Origin of the sequence: Streptomyces sp. NPDC094143, from assembly GCF_040303825.1 — a bacterium.
Taxonomy (GTDB): Bacteria; Actinomycetota; Actinomycetes; order Streptomycetales; family Streptomycetaceae; genus Streptomyces.
This window is the reverse complement of sequence record NZ_JBEOTZ010000005.1, coordinates 319,419-336,030: the sequence shown is the minus strand read 5'-3', so window position 1 is coordinate 336,030 and position 16,612 is coordinate 319,419. Positions and strand designations below refer to the sequence as shown.

The window sequence follows — 16,612 nt, the reverse complement described above, 5'->3', positions numbered from 1 at the left end:
TGGATCAGCACCACGGGCTGACCCGAGCCCTTGTCCTCGTACTGCACCTCGATGTCGCTGCTGTTCTCCGTGCCGACCTTGATACGTCCCATGACCCTCTGCCTCTCGAAGCCGCGTGTTCCGTTCCGACACCCAGGACTATACGACCGGTCTACTCGACGGTCAAGCGGTTCGGTACGGAACGAGTGTTCCGCGACTGACGAGGGCAGCAGTCGCAGCCGGACAAGGGATACGAAAGGTGGTCGAGCAGCACGACGGCGAACCGCACGCTGTGGTCAGCGGTTGTCGTGCCTAGCTCCTGGTGCATGTGTGGTTGGCCGTCCTGGTCGTGGGTGAGGGCGTAGCGCTCCATCTGGTTGAAGGCCTTGGACGCGACTCCGAGGATGTCCTTGTACGGGTTGACGCCGACGGTCTTCGTGGCGGTGCCGCCGGCCAGGCCTCCAAGGGCGTTGCCCCCTCACGTGCGGGACGCGCCGTCGCCCGCATGTCGGCACAGGGCGCGCAGGTCAGGCAGCGCGTACATGATCCTTCCGGTTTCGGGCCAGGCTCGCGATTCCCCATGAGAGGGAGGAAGGGGTACGCCCCTCGCGCGTGAAGGAACGCACTGCGCGTGGGAACGGCTGCGTCCGGCACGGGCCCTGCGCCGCGTGCGACCGGTGCACAACATCCCCGACACGGCGACTCTTCACCACCGGCGGCGACTCACTCACGAGGACTGATTCGTGCCGGGCTTTGCGGCATGAGACTCGCCGGCCTGCGCACTCCGCTCGTCGCGCGCTCGCGGGCACCGCACTGACCGCTGTCTCCACCCGCTGCCCGCGCCGCGGACCTACCCTCCGGCGTTCCGAGCAGCCGTCGACGGCGCACCCGCAGTAAAGGATCTTGGATGGCTCGCGGAGCCCGAAGGGCGAGGGCCGCGAGGCGATATGTCGGCCTTGTGTCTTTTCCGGACTCCAGACGAGTTCTACGCTCGTGTACAGATGGCAGGCGGAGGGCCGGCCAGTCGACCACCGCCGCCTGTAACGAGCGGAGGCGGAGATGAAAGCGTCGATACGGCGGTCCGCGATCTTCTCAAGCGCGGCCGCCCTCGTGATAGCCGTCTGCGGTTCCACCGGCACTGCCCAGGCCGATCCGGGCGATGGTGAGCTCCAGTTCGGTTACGTCCTGCCGGAGACGGGACAGTTGGCCTACCTCGGCCCACCCCAGGTCGAGTCGCTGAAGTTCGCGATACAGAAGATCAACGACGCGGGCGGGGTCCTGGGCAAGTCCGTACCGACCGTGGTCTCCAGCGACGAGGCGGGCCAGGAGGCCGTTGCCGCACAGTCGGCGGACCGGGTCCTCGCCGCGGGCGTGGACGCGATCGTCGGAGCGGCGGCTTCCGGTATGTCGCTGGCGTTCATCGACCGGGTGACCGGAGCGGGCGTCGTGCAGTGCTCGGGGTCGAACACCGCTCCCACTTTCACCGACTACGAGGACGACGGCTTCTACTTCCGTACCGTCCCCAGCGACGCGTTGCAGGGGCCCATCCTGGCGGATGTCGTCCGTGATGACGGCCATGACCGGGTGGCCCTGGTCGCACGGGCGGACGACTACGGGCGCGGCCTGATGGAGGCCACCCGCAAGACGCTCGAGGAGCGCGGTGCGACGGTGACGCTCGCGGAGACCTACGACCCGAAGGCGACCAACTTCGACCAGGTCGTCCAGCAGGTGGAGAACTCCAGGCCGGACGCCGCCGTGGTGATCGCCTTCGAGGAAGGCACCCAGATCCTGCAGGGCATGATCGAGTCCGGACTCGGGCCCGACCGGATCGGCGTCTACGGCGCCGACGGCCTGCGCAGCGAGGAACTGCCCTCGCTGGTCGCTCCGGGACAGCCGGAGAGGCTCTCCGGGATGAAGGGGACCGCGCCGGCCTCGGCGGAGAACGAGCAGTACGTGAAGGAGCTGAAGGAGTTCGCGCCGAAGCTGAAGGAGCTGCAGTTCGCGCCGCAGGTGTTCGACTGCGCGACGACGATCGCGCTCGCCGCCGAGAAGGCGGAGTCCGACGACCCGGGCGACTACGTGAAGGAGATGAACGGGATCACCAGGGACGGCGAGAAGTGCAACTCGTTCGCCGCCTGCAAGGAGCTGCTCGCCGACGGCAGGGACATCGACTACGACGGTGTGAGCGGTCCGCTCGACTTCACCGACAAGGGCGAACCCGGCCAGGCGGCGATCGAGGTGTACGGCTACGACGACGAAGGGAAGCTGCAGGCCCTGCGTACCGAGACCAGCAGGGCCGAGGAGTGACCGGGAGGACCGACGACGGGGGTCAACGGACGCGGGCGAGCGTGCCGAGGTAGAGCTCGATCACCTTCTCGTCGTGCAGCAGGGCCGTACCCGTGCCGGTGTACGCGTTGCGGCCCTGGTCGAGCACGTAGCCGCGGTCGCAGAGCTGAAGGCACCTGCGGGCGTTCTGCTCGACCATGAGCACGGCGACGCCCGCGCTGTTGATCATCCTGCACCGGTCGAAGACGTGGTCCTGATGGAGTGGTGACAGGCCGGCCGACGGCTCGTCGAGCAGCAGCAGTTGCGGCTGCATCATCAGCGCGCGGGCCATCGCGAGCATCTGGCGTTCGCCGCCGGACATCGCGCCGGCCTTCTGTTTGCGCCGGTCGGACAGCACGGGGAAGAGTTCCTCGACCGCGGCGACCCGCCGTGCGTGGTCCTTGGGCCGCAGGTAGAGCCCCATCCGCAGGTTCTCCTCGACGGTCAGGGTGGGGAACACGTTCTGCAGCTGCGGTACGTAGCCCACGCCCCGCCGGACCAGCTCGTGCGCGGGCCTGCCGGTCACGTCCTCGCCGCGCAGCCGCACGGTCCCGCCGCGCACCCGCAGCAACCCGAAGACGGCCTTGATCAGCGTGGACTTGCCCGCGCCGTTGGGGCCGATCACACCGACCACCTCGCCCGGCCGCACCTCGACGTTGCATCCGCGCAGCACGTCGGCACCGGGGACGTATCCGGCGACGATGTCATCGGCCGCCAGCACCGGTACCTGTTCCTCGTCGGACATCGCTACTCCTCCTTCCCCTTCCCCTCCTCCTCGGTCGCATCCGGCTCGTCGTGCCGCTTGCCCAGGTAGGCGTCCACGACGGCGGCGTTCCGGCCGATCGTGTGCGGTGGGCCCTCGGCCACCAGGCGGCCGTCGGCCATGACGGCCACCCAGTCGCTGATGCCCATCACCACGTCCATGTCGTGCTCGACGAAGCACACGGTCAGCCCTTCGTCCCGCAACCGCGTGATGTGCCCGAGCAGCGACTGGGTCAGCGCGGGGTTCACCCCGGCCATCGGCTCGTCGAGCAGGAGCATGACCGGCCGGGTCATCAGCGCGCGGGCCAGTTCCAGCAGTTTGCGCTGGCCGCCGGAGAGCGTGCCGGCGTGGTCGTCGCGCAGGGGTCCGAGCCGGAACCGGTCCAGCAGTTCGTCGGCCCGGCCCTCGAACTCACGCTCCTGGCCGCGCCACAGCGGTCGCAGCAGCGCGGGCAGCATCCGCTCGCCGCGTTGCCCGGGGGCGGCGAGCAGCAGGTTCTCCAGCACCGTGAGCCGGGCGAGCGCCCTGGACAGCTGGAACGTACGGACCATTCCGCGCCGCGCCACCCGGTGCGCCGGGGTGCCGGTGAGCGGCCGGCCGTCGAACGTCCACCGGCCACCGTCGGCCCGGTCGAACCCGCTCACCACGTTGAACAACGTGGTCTTGCCGGCACCGTTGGGCCCGATGAGCGCCGTGATGGCCCCGCGCTGCACCTCCAGGTGCTCGACCCGCACGGCGACGAGGCCGCCGAAGGTGCGGGTCACCTGGTCCAGGACCAGCAGGGGATCGGGTTTGCGCACCCCCGGCTCGGGATCGATCTCCGAGAGCCGTCCCGGGTGGGGCACCACAGGGTCAGCGGCCACTGAGCAGCATCTCCTTCCGGCTGCCGAGGATGCCCTGCGGCCGGAACGCGACCAGCAGGATCAGGGCGACCCCGACCAGGGCGAAGCGCACCGCGCCGACCTCCGAGGTGCTGATGAGGTCCGGCGAGATGTACTCGGCGTCGATGGCCTGGCGGAGCGCGCTGTCGAGGAAGCTGAGGACGAACCAGAACAGGATCGAGCCGACGACCGGCCCGAGGATCCGCCCGGCGCCTCCGAGCACGAGCAGCGTGTACAGGAAGAACGTGACACCCGGGTCGTAGTTGTCCGGGTTCACGGACTGCACCTGGATCGCCTGCATCATGCCCGCGGCCGCCCCGATGACGCCGCCGAGCGCTAGGCTCTGCATCTTGTAGGCGTAGACGTTCTTGCCGAGGCTGCGCGCGGCGACCTCGTCATCACGGATCGATCGGATGACTCGGCCCCAGGGGCTGTGGATCAGCAGGGCGAGCAGACCTCCGACCGCGACCACCAGCGCCCATCCTACGATCATCACCCAGAGGTCGCGTGCGCTGAACCGCACGAGCCACAGGCCGTAGGTGCCTGGCTCGATGGGGCTGAGCGCGTAGAAGTCGTCGGCGAAGCGCTGCAGCCCGAACACCCCGCCAGTGACCGGTTCGGCCCAGCTGGAGCGGTAGAACAGCCGTAGCGTCTCCCCCGCCGCGATGGTGGTGATGGCGAGGTAGTCGGCGCGCAGCCGCAGGGTGGGCAGGCCGAGGAGCAGGGCCAGCACGATCGCGCAGGCGATTCCGCCCAGGACGCCGAGCCACATCGGGCCGCCGTACGTCGACACGGTGATGGCGAGCCCGTAGCCGCCGACCAGCATGAATCCGACCTGGCCGAAGTTCAGCAGCCCGGTGTAGCCGAAGTGCAGGTTCAGTCCGATCGCGGCGAGGGCGTAGATGGCGGCGATGGGGCCGATTCCCGAGCGCAGGGCGTCGGAGAGGATGGCCGAGAAGTCCATGGCGCCGCCCCCTCACCCGACGCGTTCGGCCCGGCCGAGAATGCCCTGCGGCCGGACGAGGAGGACCAGGATGAGGACGATCAGCGCCCAGGCGTACTGCAGGTCGACCGGGAACCACAGGGTGGACATCTGGGCGACGACGCCGATGACGAGGCTGCCGACCATCGCACCGTAGGCGGAGCCGAGGCCGCCCAGGATGACCCCGGCGAACATGAGCAGCAGGAGCTTGAAGCCCATGTCCCAGGTGACGATCTCGACCAGTCCGAAGAACACCCCGCCGAGCGCGGCCAGCCCGCCGCCGAGCATCCACACGAACAGCACCACGCGCTGCACGTCGATGCCCGACGCCTCCGCGAGGTCGCGGTTGGCGGAGACGGCCCGCACAGCCGTGCCGATCCGCGTCTTCTGCAGGAGCGCGGCGATGCCGAGCAGCACCAGGACGGAGAGCAGGGTGACCGTGAGGTCCCGCGGGGTGATGCCGGCCGACCCGATGCCGATCGTGTTCTGGATGTCGTACTGGGCGTAGGAGGCGGGCCGTGTTCCGTACAGCACGAGTACAACGTGGCGCAGCAGCAACGAGAGCCCGATGGTGACGATGAACATGTTGATCAGCCCGGTGCCCCGAGCCCGCAGCGGGCGCCAGATGCCGCGGTCGACCACCCCGCCGAGCAGGGCGCCGAAGACCACCGCGGCAAGGGCGGCGGGGATCAGGTGCCAGCCCGGGCCGGCGGCGGAGGCGTTGAGGAAGAACGCGAAGGTGGCGCCGATCGTGACGAACTCACCGTGCGCGAAGTTAATCAGGTGGATGGTGCCGAAGATCAGTGAGAGCCCGACCGATGTGATCGCGATGATCACCCCGAACTGGATGCCGTCGATCAGCGCCTGCAGAGCGCGCGCGGCGAACGTGGGGCCGCGCGGGACTTCCTCACCCTGTGCCCGCGCGGACATCGCGGGCACCGCCACGAGGACCAGGGCGAGGGCCGGCACGAGCATCCGCTGATAGCGCACGGTGGTCCCGGTACGTCACGAACGTCCCTTACCGCCCCAGTGTAGGCGCAAGTGGCGGCGGCGCTACCCGCTCTTCCCACGGCTGCTGTTCGTCCTGGACAGCACCCACGATGCGACGACACCACCCCCGCACACCCCCTGCGCTGGTCCCGGAGGCGAGGAAGGTCCTGGCAGATCTTCCGTAGATCCCGCATCAGCCCCAACCCTATGGATCCCCCTGACGCCTGGCATCCCGCCGGTCCGCTCCCGCTTTCGCCCCCGGTGCCGACGTCCGGTCAAACTGCATGCGGACCAGGGCTACGACTTCGACCACCCGCGAGCTGATCGGTGCTTGACGGAGGCCCGTGCTGCGAACGCGTTCGTTACGATCGGTGTCATGCGTGGGAGAAGAGAGCCGATCAGCCGCCGGGAGCGTCCGGCGAAGCCCGCCCTGTCCCGGCGCTGGATCGTGGACACCGCCGTGCGCATCATGCGCGAGGAAGGGCTGGAGAAGGTCACGATGCGCCGCCTGGCGCAGGAGCTGGACACCGGCCCGGCCTCGCTGTACGTCTACGTGGCCAACACCGCCGAGCTGCACGCGGCCGTCCTGGACGCCCTTCTCGGGGAGGTCGACCTGACTGGCCGGGACGGCGGTGGCGACTGGCGCGAGCAGCTGCGCGCTGTCATGACGTCGTACACCCTGGTGCTGTTCAAGTACCCACAGCTGGCCCGGTCCGCGCTCGTGGCCCGGCCGAGCGGCGAGAACTACCTGCGGCTGGTGGAGCGCATCCTGGATCTCCTCGCGCGCAGTGGCGCCCCTCGCGGGCAGGTCGCCTGGGGGTTGGACAAGCTCCTCCAGGACGCCACGGCCATCGCCGCCGAGCATTCGACGCACGCGCTCGACCCTGGTTCCGAAGACGACTGGAACGCCGCCGTCCGTGCGCTGCGCGCCGTCGACGAGGCCACGCATCCGGCGATCAGCGCGCACATGCCGGACTTGATCAGCGGCACGGCCCAGGACCGGATGCGCTGGAGTTTCGACGTCCTCGTCAACGGCATCACGCGCACTCCGACACCCGCTTCAGCCGACTGAACCCCCAGGCCCGGCGGGCGCAGGTCCGCCGGGCGAGGTCCGCCGGACCGGTGCCGCCCCGGTAGGTCCCTAGGTCCGTGGCTATACACGCACCTTCCCGAACTTGTTCGCAACGAACGCGTTCGTTACGGTGGAATGGCCGGTGCGATCGCTAGTGCCGCGCATTTCGTGGTGCCGTCCTGTCCGTGGGCCGGCGCCGGTGTCGGCAGTCCGTTCAGCCGGTACGCACCTGCATCCCGCGCTTCGCTTCCTGAAGAGGTTCACCATGAGCACCCTCCACTTTCCCGTCGCAATCATCGGCGGTGGCCTAGGCGGTCTGACCGCCGCCCGCGTTCTGCACGTCAACGGCATCGAGTCGGCGATCTTCGAGCTGGAGGGGTCGGCGGCGGACCGTACCCAGGGCGGGATGCTGGACATCCACGAGGAGAACGGGCAGAAGGCCCTGCACGCCGCCGGCCTCCACGACGACTTCCTCAAGATCGTCCACGAGGGCGGTCAGGCCATGCGCCTGCTGGGCCCCGACGGCACGGTGCACGTCGCCGAGGAGGACGACGGCACCGGCGGCCGGCCGGAGGTGGACCGAGGCGAATTGCGTGATCTGCTGCTGAACTCCCTGCCGGACGGCACGGTCCACTGGGGCCGGAAGGTCACCGGCGCCCGGCCGCTGGGCGACGGGCGCCACGAGGTGACGTTCACCGACGGATCGGCCATCACCACCGGCCTCCTCATCGGCGCCGACGGTGCATGGTCCAGGATTCGGCCGCTGGTCTCCGACGCCAAGCCCGCCTACACCGGCATCTCCTTCGTGGAGACCGACCTGTTCGAGGCCGGCACCCGCCACCCGCGCAGCGCCTCCCTCATCGGGCGCGGATTCTTCATCGCCCTGGGCCACCAGCGCGGCTTCCTCGCGCACCGGGAGACCGACGGCTCGCTTCACGTCTACTCCGCGCTCAAAGCCGACGAAGGCTGGCTGGACGGAATCGACTTCACCGACCACGCCACCGCCAAGGCCGCGGTCCTCGCCCATTTCGACGGCTGGGACGAGGGCCTGCGCGGCCTGATCGCCGACGCGGACACGATCACCCCGCGCCGTATCCACGCCCTGCCGGTCGGGCACCGCTGGGAGCGTGTCCCGGGAGTGACACTGCTGGGCGACGCCGCCCACGTGATGTCGCCGTTCGCGGGCGAGGGCGCCAACCTGGCCATGCTCGACGGTGCGGAACTCGCCCTGGCCATCGCCGCCCACGGCGGCGACACCGAGGCCGCCCTGGCTGCCTACGAGACGGCGCTCTTCCCGCGCGGCGAAGCCTCCGCCGCCGAGTCCGCCGCCAGCCTGGACATGATGTTCGGCGAGCGGGGCCTGGAGCAGATGGTCGAGTTCTTCACAACCGGTCCAGCCGGCCGGTGAGATGGCAGCCGACCGCCGCCGGGCCTTGTCCACCCGCCGCCCACCGGAGCAATTCATGTCCTGGGCAGGCATCTGGACCCCGCCTCGCCAGATCGACCCCATGCAGCAGATGGGCGGCGCCCATCCGGCTCCGGTGAGGCCCCCTTCGGCGTCGGTGTCTCGTCACAGATCCATGCCTGCCTGGGTCATCCCCACAGGTCCTGCGTCACGGGCAGGCACTCGGCGAGCAGGTCGACGACGTCGCGCCAGGCTCGCTGCGTGTGCTGTGGGTGGTAGCCGACACCGGGGACCGTGGGGTGGTCGACCGGCGGGTGGTGGAAGGCGTGCAAGGCGCCGCCATAGATCGTGAGGCGCCTGTCGACGCCCGCGGCGTGCATCTCGGCGGTGAACGCGTCTCGTTGCGCGGGCGGCATGATCGGTCTTCGGAACCGGCCCCGGCCCACGCCGGGCGGCGGATGCGCGCTGCCTCGCTCGGTCGTCCCGCGGTAGTTGGTTGGGCCCCGGTCCGGCAGCCCCGTCAGTGCACCACCCGGGCCGGGGTCGCACGCAACGGCGCCAGGCAGCACGACGGCCCTGACCCGCTCGGGGATGATCAGGACCGTCGTCCTGGCGGGAAGCTGACGCGGCCCTGACGCCAGAACGCGGAGTCGAGGGCCGCGGACTGCACCGGCCCGGCGCGGGGCGTCCGGTAACAGCGAGTCTCGACCGCTGCTACTGAACAGTGACCACAGCTCGGTGGCGGGGTGACGACGGCTGCTGAGCTACCGGGTGCGCGCGGCAAGATAGGCGTCCAGAGGCTGCACATACCCCGGGAGGCGTTCGAGGAGGTCCCACCAGTGGATGGCCGAAATGGGCTCGAAGGCGCGGCTCTCGGCGCAGGATCCTGCGTACAGGGCCAGATACTCGGCTCGTCGGTCAGGCGCCAGCACGAACCGCGCGTAGCCGATGAACCGCAACCGTTCGTCAGACTGCTGCCCGGTCTCCTCCAGTAGCTCGCGCGCGGCTGCCTGGCGGGGGGTTTCGCCCTCTTCGATCTTCCCCCCGGGAAGCTCCCAGGACTGCCGATACCGATCGAAGACCATGAGGACCCGACCGGCTCGCCACAAGGCCACCAGGGCCGCCGGCAGCGGGGCGTCCTGCGGCGGCGCTGCCTCGCCGCCCCGCGCGAACGAGATCAAGCAGTTACCACGGCCATCGGCTGCAAGCGGTTCATCTGCGGGGTAGGCCACGGTCGGATGCTTCCCCGAACGACTCCACGAGAAGCCCCTCTCTCTCCCCCCCGGCTCCGGCCGGTCGGACTTCAGTGGCACCGGTGGCGCCGGAGCACGGCCGTCGATGACCGAGCCGGCGGTGTCGTCGTACGCCCCCACCGTGCGGTTGCTCCGAGCGGGTCGGCGTCGGCCTCCCGGGCCGGTGCGCGACCCGCTGGTGGTCAGCGTCCCGCGGGTGCCCGGCGCTGCGGCCGAGGCGCGCCTGCTCGCGGACCTGCTGCCGGGGCCCGGGTACTGGCGGACTGGGAGGCGAGGGGTGGGCGGTTACCGCCACGTCGTCGGCACCCTGGGGCGGGGGCGACGACAGCGTCGCCGTCGAGACGGCCCGCCACTTCTACGGCCGCCTGACCGGGAGGACCGCCGACCCGGCGCGGCCCTGCATCACACCGTGCGTGAACTGCGGGCCACTTACCCGAGCGTGCCGGGCCTGTGGGCAGCACACGTCCACACCGGGCCGTAGCGGGCGGGGCGGCCGTGCTCGCCGTAGCACCGCTCGCCGGCACTGCCCGGAGCGAGACGGTCGCCTGCTGCGACCCAACCCCACCCGTCATCCCGCCAGGTGACGGCCCCAGCACCGTGCCGGGCCACCGTTGGGTGTTGCTCCGGGTCACGGGCACGTCGAGCACGCGCGCGATTTCCAGGCGGGACGACAGTCGTCGCTCCGGGAGGCCTGCCTGCTCCACCGGCTCGCCCGTCGGCCTCAGCCGGCCGTTGGTCAGGAATTCGAACGTCGCATGCCGAGCGTCCGGCAGGGCGGCCCATCGTGGGAAGACCGACAACAGCTCCGCCTTGCCCCAACCGGTCGTCCCAAGCGAGGAGTTCGGTGCCGACGATGTCATCGAGACGCATGGCTGCTTGACGGTTGCGCCCGTATACGGCGTTGCCGCGTGGCCGTCTGTCAGGATTGCGCCATGGGTCCCGATGTCCTGCGTCTCCCCGAGCCCCCGGCCCGTGCGGCTGACTTCGACGACGATTTCGCCGCCCCGCACCTCCGGCGGGATCGGTGGGTCGATCACTACCTGCCGCACTGGACGTCACCCGATCAGTCACGGGCCCGGTACGACATCGACCGCGCCGGACTGCGGCTGCGGATCGACGCCGACCAGCCGGACTGGCGCGAGGAGGACGCTCCGCTGCGGGTGTCCAACGTGCAGACCGGCGTCTTCTCCGGGCCGGTGGGATCGCACCGGGGAACGCATCGGCATCGGCCGGACGGGCTCGTCGTCCGCACGCAGACCCCCGAAAGCCTGCTGTGGGCACCCACGGCCGGACGGGTGGACGTGACGGTCAGTGCGAGTGTGGACGAGGGGTGCATGCTCGCGGCGTGGCTCGTGGGGACGGAGCACCTCTCCGAACACGACACCGGAGAGCTGTGCATCTTCGAGATCGACGCCGACACCGTCGGCGAGCAGGAGAGCCGCGCCCGTTGCGGGGTCAAGGCGCACTCGGACCGGCGGCTGACGACCGACATGACGGAAGTCGTCCTGCCCCTGGACGCGTCGAAGCCGCACACCTGGACCGCCCTGTGGGGGCCGTCCGGGACGCTCATCGGGTGTGAGGGCGTCATCGTGAAACGGTCGCCACAGGCTCCGGCGTATCCGCTCTTCCTGCTGATCGACCTCTTCGAGATCGGTCCCCGGTCGGATTCCCGCACGTGTTACCCGAAGACCGCTCGTGTCCATCGCGTACGCGGCTGGGACGCGGATCCCGAGTCCGACGCGCTGTAGAGGTCATCCAGTCCGAGAACGCGCCTGCCTTCACACATTGAGAGCGGGGGATGTCTGGCTGCCGACGAGGTGCCGGGGGGCGGGTGAGTCGGCCGTCGGGTGAGGGCCGGTCCCAGCAGAAGGCGAACGTGACAGCGTTCATGGTGCGGCGGAGGTCCGCCCGATCCTCCCCCGCGCAGACCTCCGCGACCTGGCCGGGATGGTGCAGTGTCCCGTCCGGGTTCGCACTCAGATCGACCAGCAGGCCGCGGTCGACGAACTGGTCGCAGCCGAAACCCCGCTCGGGCCTGAGCAGGCCGCCGCCCGGCTGAGGGTGCGCAGGGTCGTGTTCGGCTGGATGGTGCGGCTCGGCACGGTGGATGGGCATCCATTGCCGACGGCGGCCAGGGAGCCCTGCAGTGACGGGCGGGCGTTTCAGGTGCCGACGGCGGTAACACCGAACATCAAGGTCCGGCGGCTGACGTCATAGTGCACGGTCGGTGTGCTGCGCAGGAGGTCCTGCAGCACGTCGGCGTCGTCGACGTCGACGGTCAGCACCTCCTCCCAGGCGCCTTCGTCGAGCACCAGCTGCAGGGTGAGCGTGCCCTGGGCAGCGGGCTCACCGGCAACCCAGCTGAACTGGTAGTGACTGAGCTGGCGCACCTTGATGCTGTCGTCCGTAACGGGTTGCGCCACCTTGGTCGTAGCAGCTCTGGGCATGACGGCTCTCCTCGCGTGGGGGGATGGCGGGTGCGGGCAGCCGACGGCTGGGGACAGGACATGGATGTCCCTGCGGCCGCGGGCTACTGAACCCAGACTCAAGGTGACCGGCGGCACCCGCCAGGCGAGGCGTCCACTTGGCCGAGTCCTGTCCCCCCGATCTGCTCACAACCGCCCCGGTCCCGTTCTCGAGCCCCTCGTGAGCAGGAAGCGCATCTGCGCGTCCAGCGGCCCAGGCGGCGTATCTCGGCATGCGGGTGGAGGCGGACGCTGGTGGAGCCCCGACGTGTCAGGCGAGGACCGAGGGTGCCTTGGTGTTTCGAGATACGAGGCGAAGCGACCGGCCAGCGCATCGCGTCACCGCCCGTTCGTTTCACCCTCGCCACCTCCAGCGTCGTGCCGGAGGGCGAGGCGGCCCCGTTCCTTGGATCAGCTCCAGCCGAACCGGCGGTCGACCACGGCGGTGAACTCCTCGAAGGAGAGGACAGCGTCGCCGTTCTGGTCGGCGGCGTCGAACAGAGCGGAGGACGCCTCGGCGCCCTGCACGCCCCAGGACGGGATAACGCCCATGGCGGCCAGCGACGGTCCCTTCGTTCGCAAGGCGATGATCACCTCCTCACGGGTCAGGAGCCCGTCGCCGTCCAGGTCAAGGGCCTCGAAGAGTCTGCGAGCCTTGTCGCTCATCACGTGTCCCCGTCGGTGTGTCGTCGAGCATGCCATCCCGCTCAGACAGAAGGACGCATGCTGGACAGCCCGGGTTCCCCGCCCTGACCAACAGCCCACCTGATCGCCTACGGCCGTCGACGGACCGCCCTGAGCCAACTCGCCCGGGCCCGCCCGAACGAACCCGTCACCGTCACCCCAGCTCACCGACCCGCGAGATCCGGCCTGCCGGGATACTGCCCAGGGCCGGCCCCGACGCGGAAGGGCCTCACAGCTCGGTACGCGCTGCCAGGCCCGAGGGTCTACAGCGGGTTGCGTCCTGCGACAGCGCCGTCGGGGTCGTCCAGCAGGGCGATACGGGCGGTGATGCGTTTGCCCACCGGCTCGCGCTGGACCTCAAAACCCTGCGACACGGCCATGACGATCTCCAGCCCATGCTGACCGACCCTGCCCGCATCGGCAGCGCGCGCCACCGGCAGGACCGGATCGGAGTCCCACACCACCACCTCCACCACGTCCCCGGCGATCCGCAGCTCCATCAGCACCGGGCCGGGAGCGTACTTGCGGGCATTGGTGACCAGCTCACTGACCACCAACTGCGCCAGGTCCATGGCGCGCGTGGATACCGGGATGCCGTGCTCGACCTGGACACGTGTGAGGAAGCCGGCCGCCCGATGGCGCGCCTCGGCGATGACATGCCCGCCACCGTCGAGGGCGACGGTGTCCTGTATCGCAGGAGGGCCCGGCATCACGTGGCCTTCGCCCTCAGGGACCGATCCAGCCGGATTCACTCTCGTACCCCCGTTCATGCGCGTGCGCCTACCCCGCGCATCGCCTCACATGTCCCTGTGAGGTCTGCACCATAAGGCGAACCTGTGTTCGCCGTAACATCGGGGCGGGCAGTCGGCGCAGATCCTGTCGGGGCCTTTTCGTCACCATCGAAACCAGCCGAGGAACACATGACCGATACCCACGGAGCAGCCCGGCCCTGCCGCCTGTCCGCCGAACACGCAGTCGTCGACGGGATCCGGCTGGTCACCCTGCGCGGCGAGATCGACCACGACAGCAAGGATCTACTCACCGAGGTTCTGCTGCCGTCCGACGGAGCATCGTCGCGGATCGTGGCGGACCTCAGCGGCGTGACCTTCATGGACTCCAGCGGCATCAACGTCTTCGTCGCCGCCCACCAGCACGCGGAAGATACGCAGGGGTGGGTGCGCATCGCCCACGCTCAGCCTTCCGTGCTGCGCGTCCTGCAACTGGTGGGCCTGGACCAAGTCATCGGCTGTCATCCCACCACCGAAGAGGCCCTTGACGCCTGACCCGGTACGGGGCCGCCGTCCCGCCCTGTGAGCAGGGCTTCTCATCGCGGGGACGGCTGACGCCGTACGTCCGTTCAGCAGCGACTCATGGCCGTTCATCTGATCAGCGTCGCACGCCACCGACAACGCGGGCTTGCCCGAGCCCGTCTCGAACTTGCCTACGGGGTCAGTCGCCGTCGCCTGCCCCGATCAGGTGCGGAAGCCGAGCACCCGCCGGCCTTCCACTCGAGCACGACCTGGTCATGCTCCCAGATCCGTTCGTTCCTGCAGTTCAGGTGCATGCGGGTCGCCAGCGTCCTCATCCAAGGACCCACAGATCCGCCATCGCAGTAGCCGTTCGCGACGCCAGCACACCGTCTTGGGCGCGCTGCAGTGGCACGCGGCCGTGCCGCACCATCGCCGGAGGCTGGGCCGACAGACACCCGGAACTGGTCGACAACCCGGGTGCGCAGGCCACGGATGGGTCCTTGAAGAGGGCGGCAGCGCTGTCGGCTTCGGGTACGCCTTTCCCCCGCTCGCCCGACTACTGATCGACCCGCTGGCCGGGCAGGTCCCGGAAGGCGGCCGCATCGGGCGCCTGTTGGACCTGTGCGAGCCGGCTGTCCGCCCCCTACACGTACGCAGGGCCGTACCCCCCCACTCATCCCCCTGTCACTCCACCCCGGACTGCCCTCACCTGACACCCGGCCGGGGTTGACACTCTTGGCTATTGCTATTAGCTTTTGGCTAGTCGCATTAGCTTATAGCTATTGCACTTAACAAGCAGGGAGATGCCATGACTGAGCTCGTCTCCGTCCCGGGCGGCACCATCGCCTACGAGGCCGTTGGAGAAGGCCCGTTGGTCGTACTGGCCCACGGCATGGGAGACAGCCGCACGGCGTACAGGTTCGTCGTGCCGCGACTGGTGGCGGCGGGGTATCGAGTGGCCGCGGTCGACCTGCGGGGCTGCGGCGAGTCGAGCGCGCAATGGCCTTCCTACTCGCGCACCGACATCGCGGGCGATCTACTCGCAGTGATCCGCCACATCGACGGCGGCCCGGCCGTCCTGGTCGGCCACTCGATCTCCGGCGGCGCTGCCACGATCGCGGCCGCCCAGGATCCCGGCCTGGTCAGGGGCATCATCGAGCTGGGCCCCTTCACGCGCGCGCAGTCGATCAAATTCGGCGACTTCCGCTCGAAGAGCTACCGCAAGGGCGCCTTCCGGCTGCTCGGCGCCAGCCTGTTCGGCAGCGTGGGACTGTGGTGCCGCTATCTCGACCACGCCTACCCGGGCCGTAAGCCGGCCGACTGGACCGACCGGCTGGCCCGCGTCAAGGCGATGCTGGGCGAGCCCGGCCGGATGCGGGCGATGCAGAAGATGGGACAGTCGGCGCCGACCGACGCCAGCGCCCAGTTGGGCAACGTACGGTGCCCTGCCCTGATCGTGCAGGGCTCACTCGATCCCGACTGGGTCGATCCGCGCGCCGAGGGCGAGGCGATCGTGGCTGCGATGCCGGCCGGTGTCGGAGAACTCGCGGTGATCGAGGGAGCCGGCCACTACCCGCACGACCAGTATCCCGAGGAGACGGTGTCCCTCATGCTGGCCTTCCTGGAAGCACACGCCCATGCCTAGGGCGGGCCTCGACAAGAACGCCGTCGTCGCGGCGGGAGCGGCGCTCGCCGACGAGGTCGGCTGGGCGGGCCTGACCATGGGTCTGCTGGCCGACAGGCTCGGCGTACGGCCGCCGTCCCTGTACAAGCACGTCGGCTCCCTGCACGAACTGCGGCACGGCATCTCCGTCCAGGCCAAGCGCGAACTCGCCCACCAGCTGGCCCGGGAGTCCGTGGGCCGTTCCGGCCCGGACGCGGTACGGGCGTTCGCCGACAGCTACCGTCACTGGGCCCTGGAGCATCCCGGCCGCTACGCCGCCACCATCCCCGCTCCAGCGCCCGGTGACGAGGAGGACCGCCGCGTCAGCGAAGAGGCGTTGCAGGTTCTGCTCGACGTCCTCGCGGGCTTCGGCCTGCCCGACGCGCGCGTAGTCGACTCCGCACGGGCACTGCGATCAGCACTTCACGGATTCGTCACTCTTGAGGGCGCCAGCGGCTTCAAGTTGCCTCGCGACGCGACGCGGAGTTTCCACTTCCTCATCGACACCCTGATCGCCGGCTTCCAGGCCGGCCGTCCTGATCACGCCTCCGAAGAATGACGGAGAATGACATAGCCCCCACTCCCTATCTACCTCACAACCTCGCAACCGCTGCGGCGGCGGCCGGACCACGATGTCCCCTGCAGCGAAATCGGAGCTGTGCGGGGGTGGGCCCGGCTGGTGGGCAAGTCGGTCAGATCCTCGGCCTGAACTCGGCTTGGTCTCGCCGCCGCGGCGGCGGTCGTCGTGGCCGGTTCTGAACGCGTGCCTGATCCTTTTTCCAGGCGCATCCCCCGTGAGAGCTACAGGAGCTGTCCATGCGCGGGTGATTCGCGGACGGCGCCGGATTCCTAGCGTGGTTGTCAGGTCGCCGCCTGTGCGACCGCTACAGGGGAGGCCAC

General features: G+C 69.7%; 15 protein-coding genes and 2 pseudogenes. 7 read left to right on the top strand and 10 right to left on the bottom strand.

Annotation, left to right across the window (positions count from 1 at the left end):
- A pseudogene (locus ABTZ58_RS09615) lies at positions 1-92 on the bottom strand (alpha/beta hydrolase); the annotation flags it as partial.
- A gap of 946 nt (positions 93-1,038) precedes the next feature.
- Between ABTZ58_RS09615 and ABTZ58_RS09610 the strand changes: the two are divergent.
- On the top strand, positions 1,039-2,286 hold the full coding sequence (locus tag ABTZ58_RS09610) for an ABC transporter substrate-binding protein (protein ID WP_351352689.1): 1,248 nt from the start codon (positions 1,039-1,041) through the stop codon (positions 2,284-2,286).
- Between the two features lie 22 nt (positions 2,287-2,308).
- On the opposite strand, the gene ABTZ58_RS09605 is transcribed toward ABTZ58_RS09610, so the two are convergent.
- From ABTZ58_RS09605 to ABTZ58_RS09590, 4 genes are read right to left on the bottom strand one after another with little or no spacing between them, the layout of a single operon-like run.
- Entirely contained in the window at positions 2,309-3,049 is a 741-nt protein-coding gene (locus tag ABTZ58_RS09605; RefSeq protein WP_351352686.1) for an ABC transporter ATP-binding protein, read from the bottom strand.
- Positions 3,050-3,051: 2 nt separating this feature from the next.
- Positions 3,052-3,930: an ABC transporter ATP-binding protein gene (locus ABTZ58_RS09600; RefSeq protein WP_351352683.1), complete on the bottom strand. Its 879-nt coding sequence runs from the start codon at positions 3,928-3,930 to the stop codon at positions 3,052-3,054.
- On the bottom strand, positions 3,920-4,912 hold the full coding sequence (locus ABTZ58_RS09595) for a branched-chain amino acid ABC transporter permease (RefSeq protein ID WP_351352680.1): 993 nt from the start codon (positions 4,910-4,912) through the stop codon (positions 3,920-3,922). Before ABTZ58_RS09595 ends, ABTZ58_RS09600 begins: the two co-directional genes overlap by 11 nt.
- A gap of 12 nt (positions 4,913-4,924) precedes the next feature.
- The gene (locus tag ABTZ58_RS09590; protein ID WP_351352677.1) at positions 4,925-5,920 is read right to left on the bottom strand and encodes a branched-chain amino acid ABC transporter permease; all 996 of its coding nucleotides are present in this window, start codon (positions 5,918-5,920) and stop codon (positions 4,925-4,927) included.
- A gap of 376 nt (positions 5,921-6,296) precedes the next feature.
- Here ABTZ58_RS09590 and ABTZ58_RS09580 point away from each other — a divergent pair, with 376 nt between their 5' ends.
- Both ABTZ58_RS09580 and ABTZ58_RS09575 read left to right on the top strand, forming a co-directional pair.
- Complete coding sequence (locus ABTZ58_RS09580; protein WP_351352742.1) at positions 6,297-6,992, top strand: TetR/AcrR family transcriptional regulator; 696 nt, start codon at positions 6,297-6,299, stop codon at positions 6,990-6,992.
- Positions 6,993-7,257: 265 nt separating this feature from the next.
- Entirely contained in the window at positions 7,258-8,400 is a 1,143-nt protein-coding gene (locus ABTZ58_RS09575) for an FAD-dependent oxidoreductase (protein ID WP_351352674.1), read from the top strand.
- Positions 8,401-8,585: 185 nt separating this feature from the next.
- Here ABTZ58_RS09575 and ABTZ58_RS09570 read toward each other — a convergent pair.
- Together ABTZ58_RS09570 and ABTZ58_RS09565 are read right to left on the bottom strand one after the other, a co-directional pair.
- Positions 8,586-8,887, bottom strand: a pseudogene (locus ABTZ58_RS09570) (dienelactone hydrolase family protein); the annotation flags it as partial.
- A 274-nt stretch (positions 8,888-9,161) separates the two neighbouring features.
- Positions 9,162-9,629 (bottom strand): NUDIX hydrolase, encoded by a 468-nt coding sequence (locus ABTZ58_RS09565; protein ID WP_351352671.1) that lies wholly within the window; start codon positions 9,627-9,629, stop codon positions 9,162-9,164.
- Between the two features lie 953 nt (positions 9,630-10,582).
- On the opposite strand from ABTZ58_RS09565, the gene ABTZ58_RS09560 reads away from it, so the two are divergent.
- On the top strand, positions 10,583-11,398 hold the full coding sequence (locus ABTZ58_RS09560; RefSeq protein WP_351352668.1) for a hypothetical protein: 816 nt from the start codon (positions 10,583-10,585) through the stop codon (positions 11,396-11,398).
- A 414-nt stretch (positions 11,399-11,812) separates the two neighbouring features.
- On the opposite strand, the gene ABTZ58_RS09555 is transcribed toward ABTZ58_RS09560, so the two are convergent.
- The 3 genes from ABTZ58_RS09555 to ABTZ58_RS09545 all read right to left on the bottom strand — a co-directional run bounded on the left by ABTZ58_RS09555 (position 11,813) and on the right by ABTZ58_RS09545 (position 13,509).
- Positions 11,813-12,097, bottom strand: a complete 285-nt coding sequence (locus ABTZ58_RS09555; RefSeq protein ID WP_351352665.1) for a hypothetical protein — start codon at positions 12,095-12,097, stop codon at positions 11,813-11,815.
- Between the two features lie 429 nt (positions 12,098-12,526).
- Positions 12,527-12,781, bottom strand: coding sequence for an EF-hand domain-containing protein (locus ABTZ58_RS09550; protein ID WP_351352662.1), 255 nt, complete (start codon positions 12,779-12,781; stop codon positions 12,527-12,529).
- Positions 12,782-13,062: 281 nt separating this feature from the next.
- Entirely contained in the window at positions 13,063-13,509 is a 447-nt protein-coding gene (locus ABTZ58_RS09545) for an ATP-binding protein (RefSeq protein WP_351352659.1), read from the bottom strand.
- Positions 13,510-13,719: 210 nt separating this feature from the next.
- Here ABTZ58_RS09545 and ABTZ58_RS09540 point away from each other — a divergent pair, with 210 nt between their 5' ends.
- The 3 genes from ABTZ58_RS09540 (at position 13,720) to ABTZ58_RS09530 (ending at position 16,271) form a co-directional block, all read left to right on the top strand.
- The gene (locus ABTZ58_RS09540; protein ID WP_351352656.1) at positions 13,720-14,082 is read left to right on the top strand and encodes an STAS domain-containing protein; all 363 of its coding nucleotides are present in this window, start codon (positions 13,720-13,722) and stop codon (positions 14,080-14,082) included.
- Between the two features lie 775 nt (positions 14,083-14,857).
- The gene (locus ABTZ58_RS09535) at positions 14,858-15,694 is read left to right on the top strand and encodes an alpha/beta fold hydrolase (protein ID WP_351352653.1); all 837 of its coding nucleotides are present in this window, start codon (positions 14,858-14,860) and stop codon (positions 15,692-15,694) included.
- Positions 15,687-16,271, top strand: coding sequence for a TetR/AcrR family transcriptional regulator (locus ABTZ58_RS09530; RefSeq protein WP_351352650.1), 585 nt, complete (start codon positions 15,687-15,689; stop codon positions 16,269-16,271). Before ABTZ58_RS09535 ends, ABTZ58_RS09530 begins: the two co-directional genes overlap by 8 nt.
- The last annotated feature ends 341 nt before the right edge of the window (positions 16,272-16,612 follow it).

What these genes read in the sequence shown, in the direction of transcription:
- ABTZ58_RS09610 (WP_351352689.1), top strand. Translation starts at nt 1,039, where the DNA reads ATGAAAGCGTCGATACGGCGGTCCGCGATCTTCTCAAGCGCGGCCGCC.
- ABTZ58_RS09605 (WP_351352686.1), bottom strand. Translation starts at nt 3,049, where the DNA reads ATGTCCGACGAGGAACAGGTACCGGTGCTGGCGGCCGATGACATCGTC.
- ABTZ58_RS09595 (WP_351352680.1), bottom strand. Translation starts at nt 4,912, where the DNA reads ATGGACTTCTCGGCCATCCTCTCCGACGCCCTGCGCTCGGGAATCGGC.
- ABTZ58_RS09580 (WP_351352742.1), top strand. Translation starts at nt 6,297, where the DNA reads ATGCGTGGGAGAAGAGAGCCGATCAGCCGCCGGGAGCGTCCGGCGAAG.
- ABTZ58_RS09575 (WP_351352674.1), top strand. Translation starts at nt 7,258, where the DNA reads ATGAGCACCCTCCACTTTCCCGTCGCAATCATCGGCGGTGGCCTAGGC.
- ABTZ58_RS09560 (WP_351352668.1), top strand. Translation starts at nt 10,583, where the DNA reads ATGGGTCCCGATGTCCTGCGTCTCCCCGAGCCCCCGGCCCGTGCGGCT.
- ABTZ58_RS09555 (WP_351352665.1), bottom strand. Translation starts at nt 12,097, where the DNA reads ATGCCCAGAGCTGCTACGACCAAGGTGGCGCAACCCGTTACGGACGAC.
- ABTZ58_RS09550 (WP_351352662.1), bottom strand. Translation starts at nt 12,781, where the DNA reads ATGAGCGACAAGGCTCGCAGACTCTTCGAGGCCCTTGACCTGGACGGC.
- ABTZ58_RS09545 (WP_351352659.1), bottom strand. Translation starts at nt 13,509, where the DNA reads ATGCCGGGCCCTCCTGCGATACAGGACACCGTCGCCCTCGACGGTGGC.
- ABTZ58_RS09540 (WP_351352656.1), top strand. Translation starts at nt 13,720, where the DNA reads ATGACCGATACCCACGGAGCAGCCCGGCCCTGCCGCCTGTCCGCCGAA.
- ABTZ58_RS09535 (WP_351352653.1), top strand. Translation starts at nt 14,858, where the DNA reads ATGACTGAGCTCGTCTCCGTCCCGGGCGGCACCATCGCCTACGAGGCC.
- ABTZ58_RS09530 (WP_351352650.1), top strand. Translation starts at nt 15,687, where the DNA reads ATGCCTAGGGCGGGCCTCGACAAGAACGCCGTCGTCGCGGCGGGAGCG.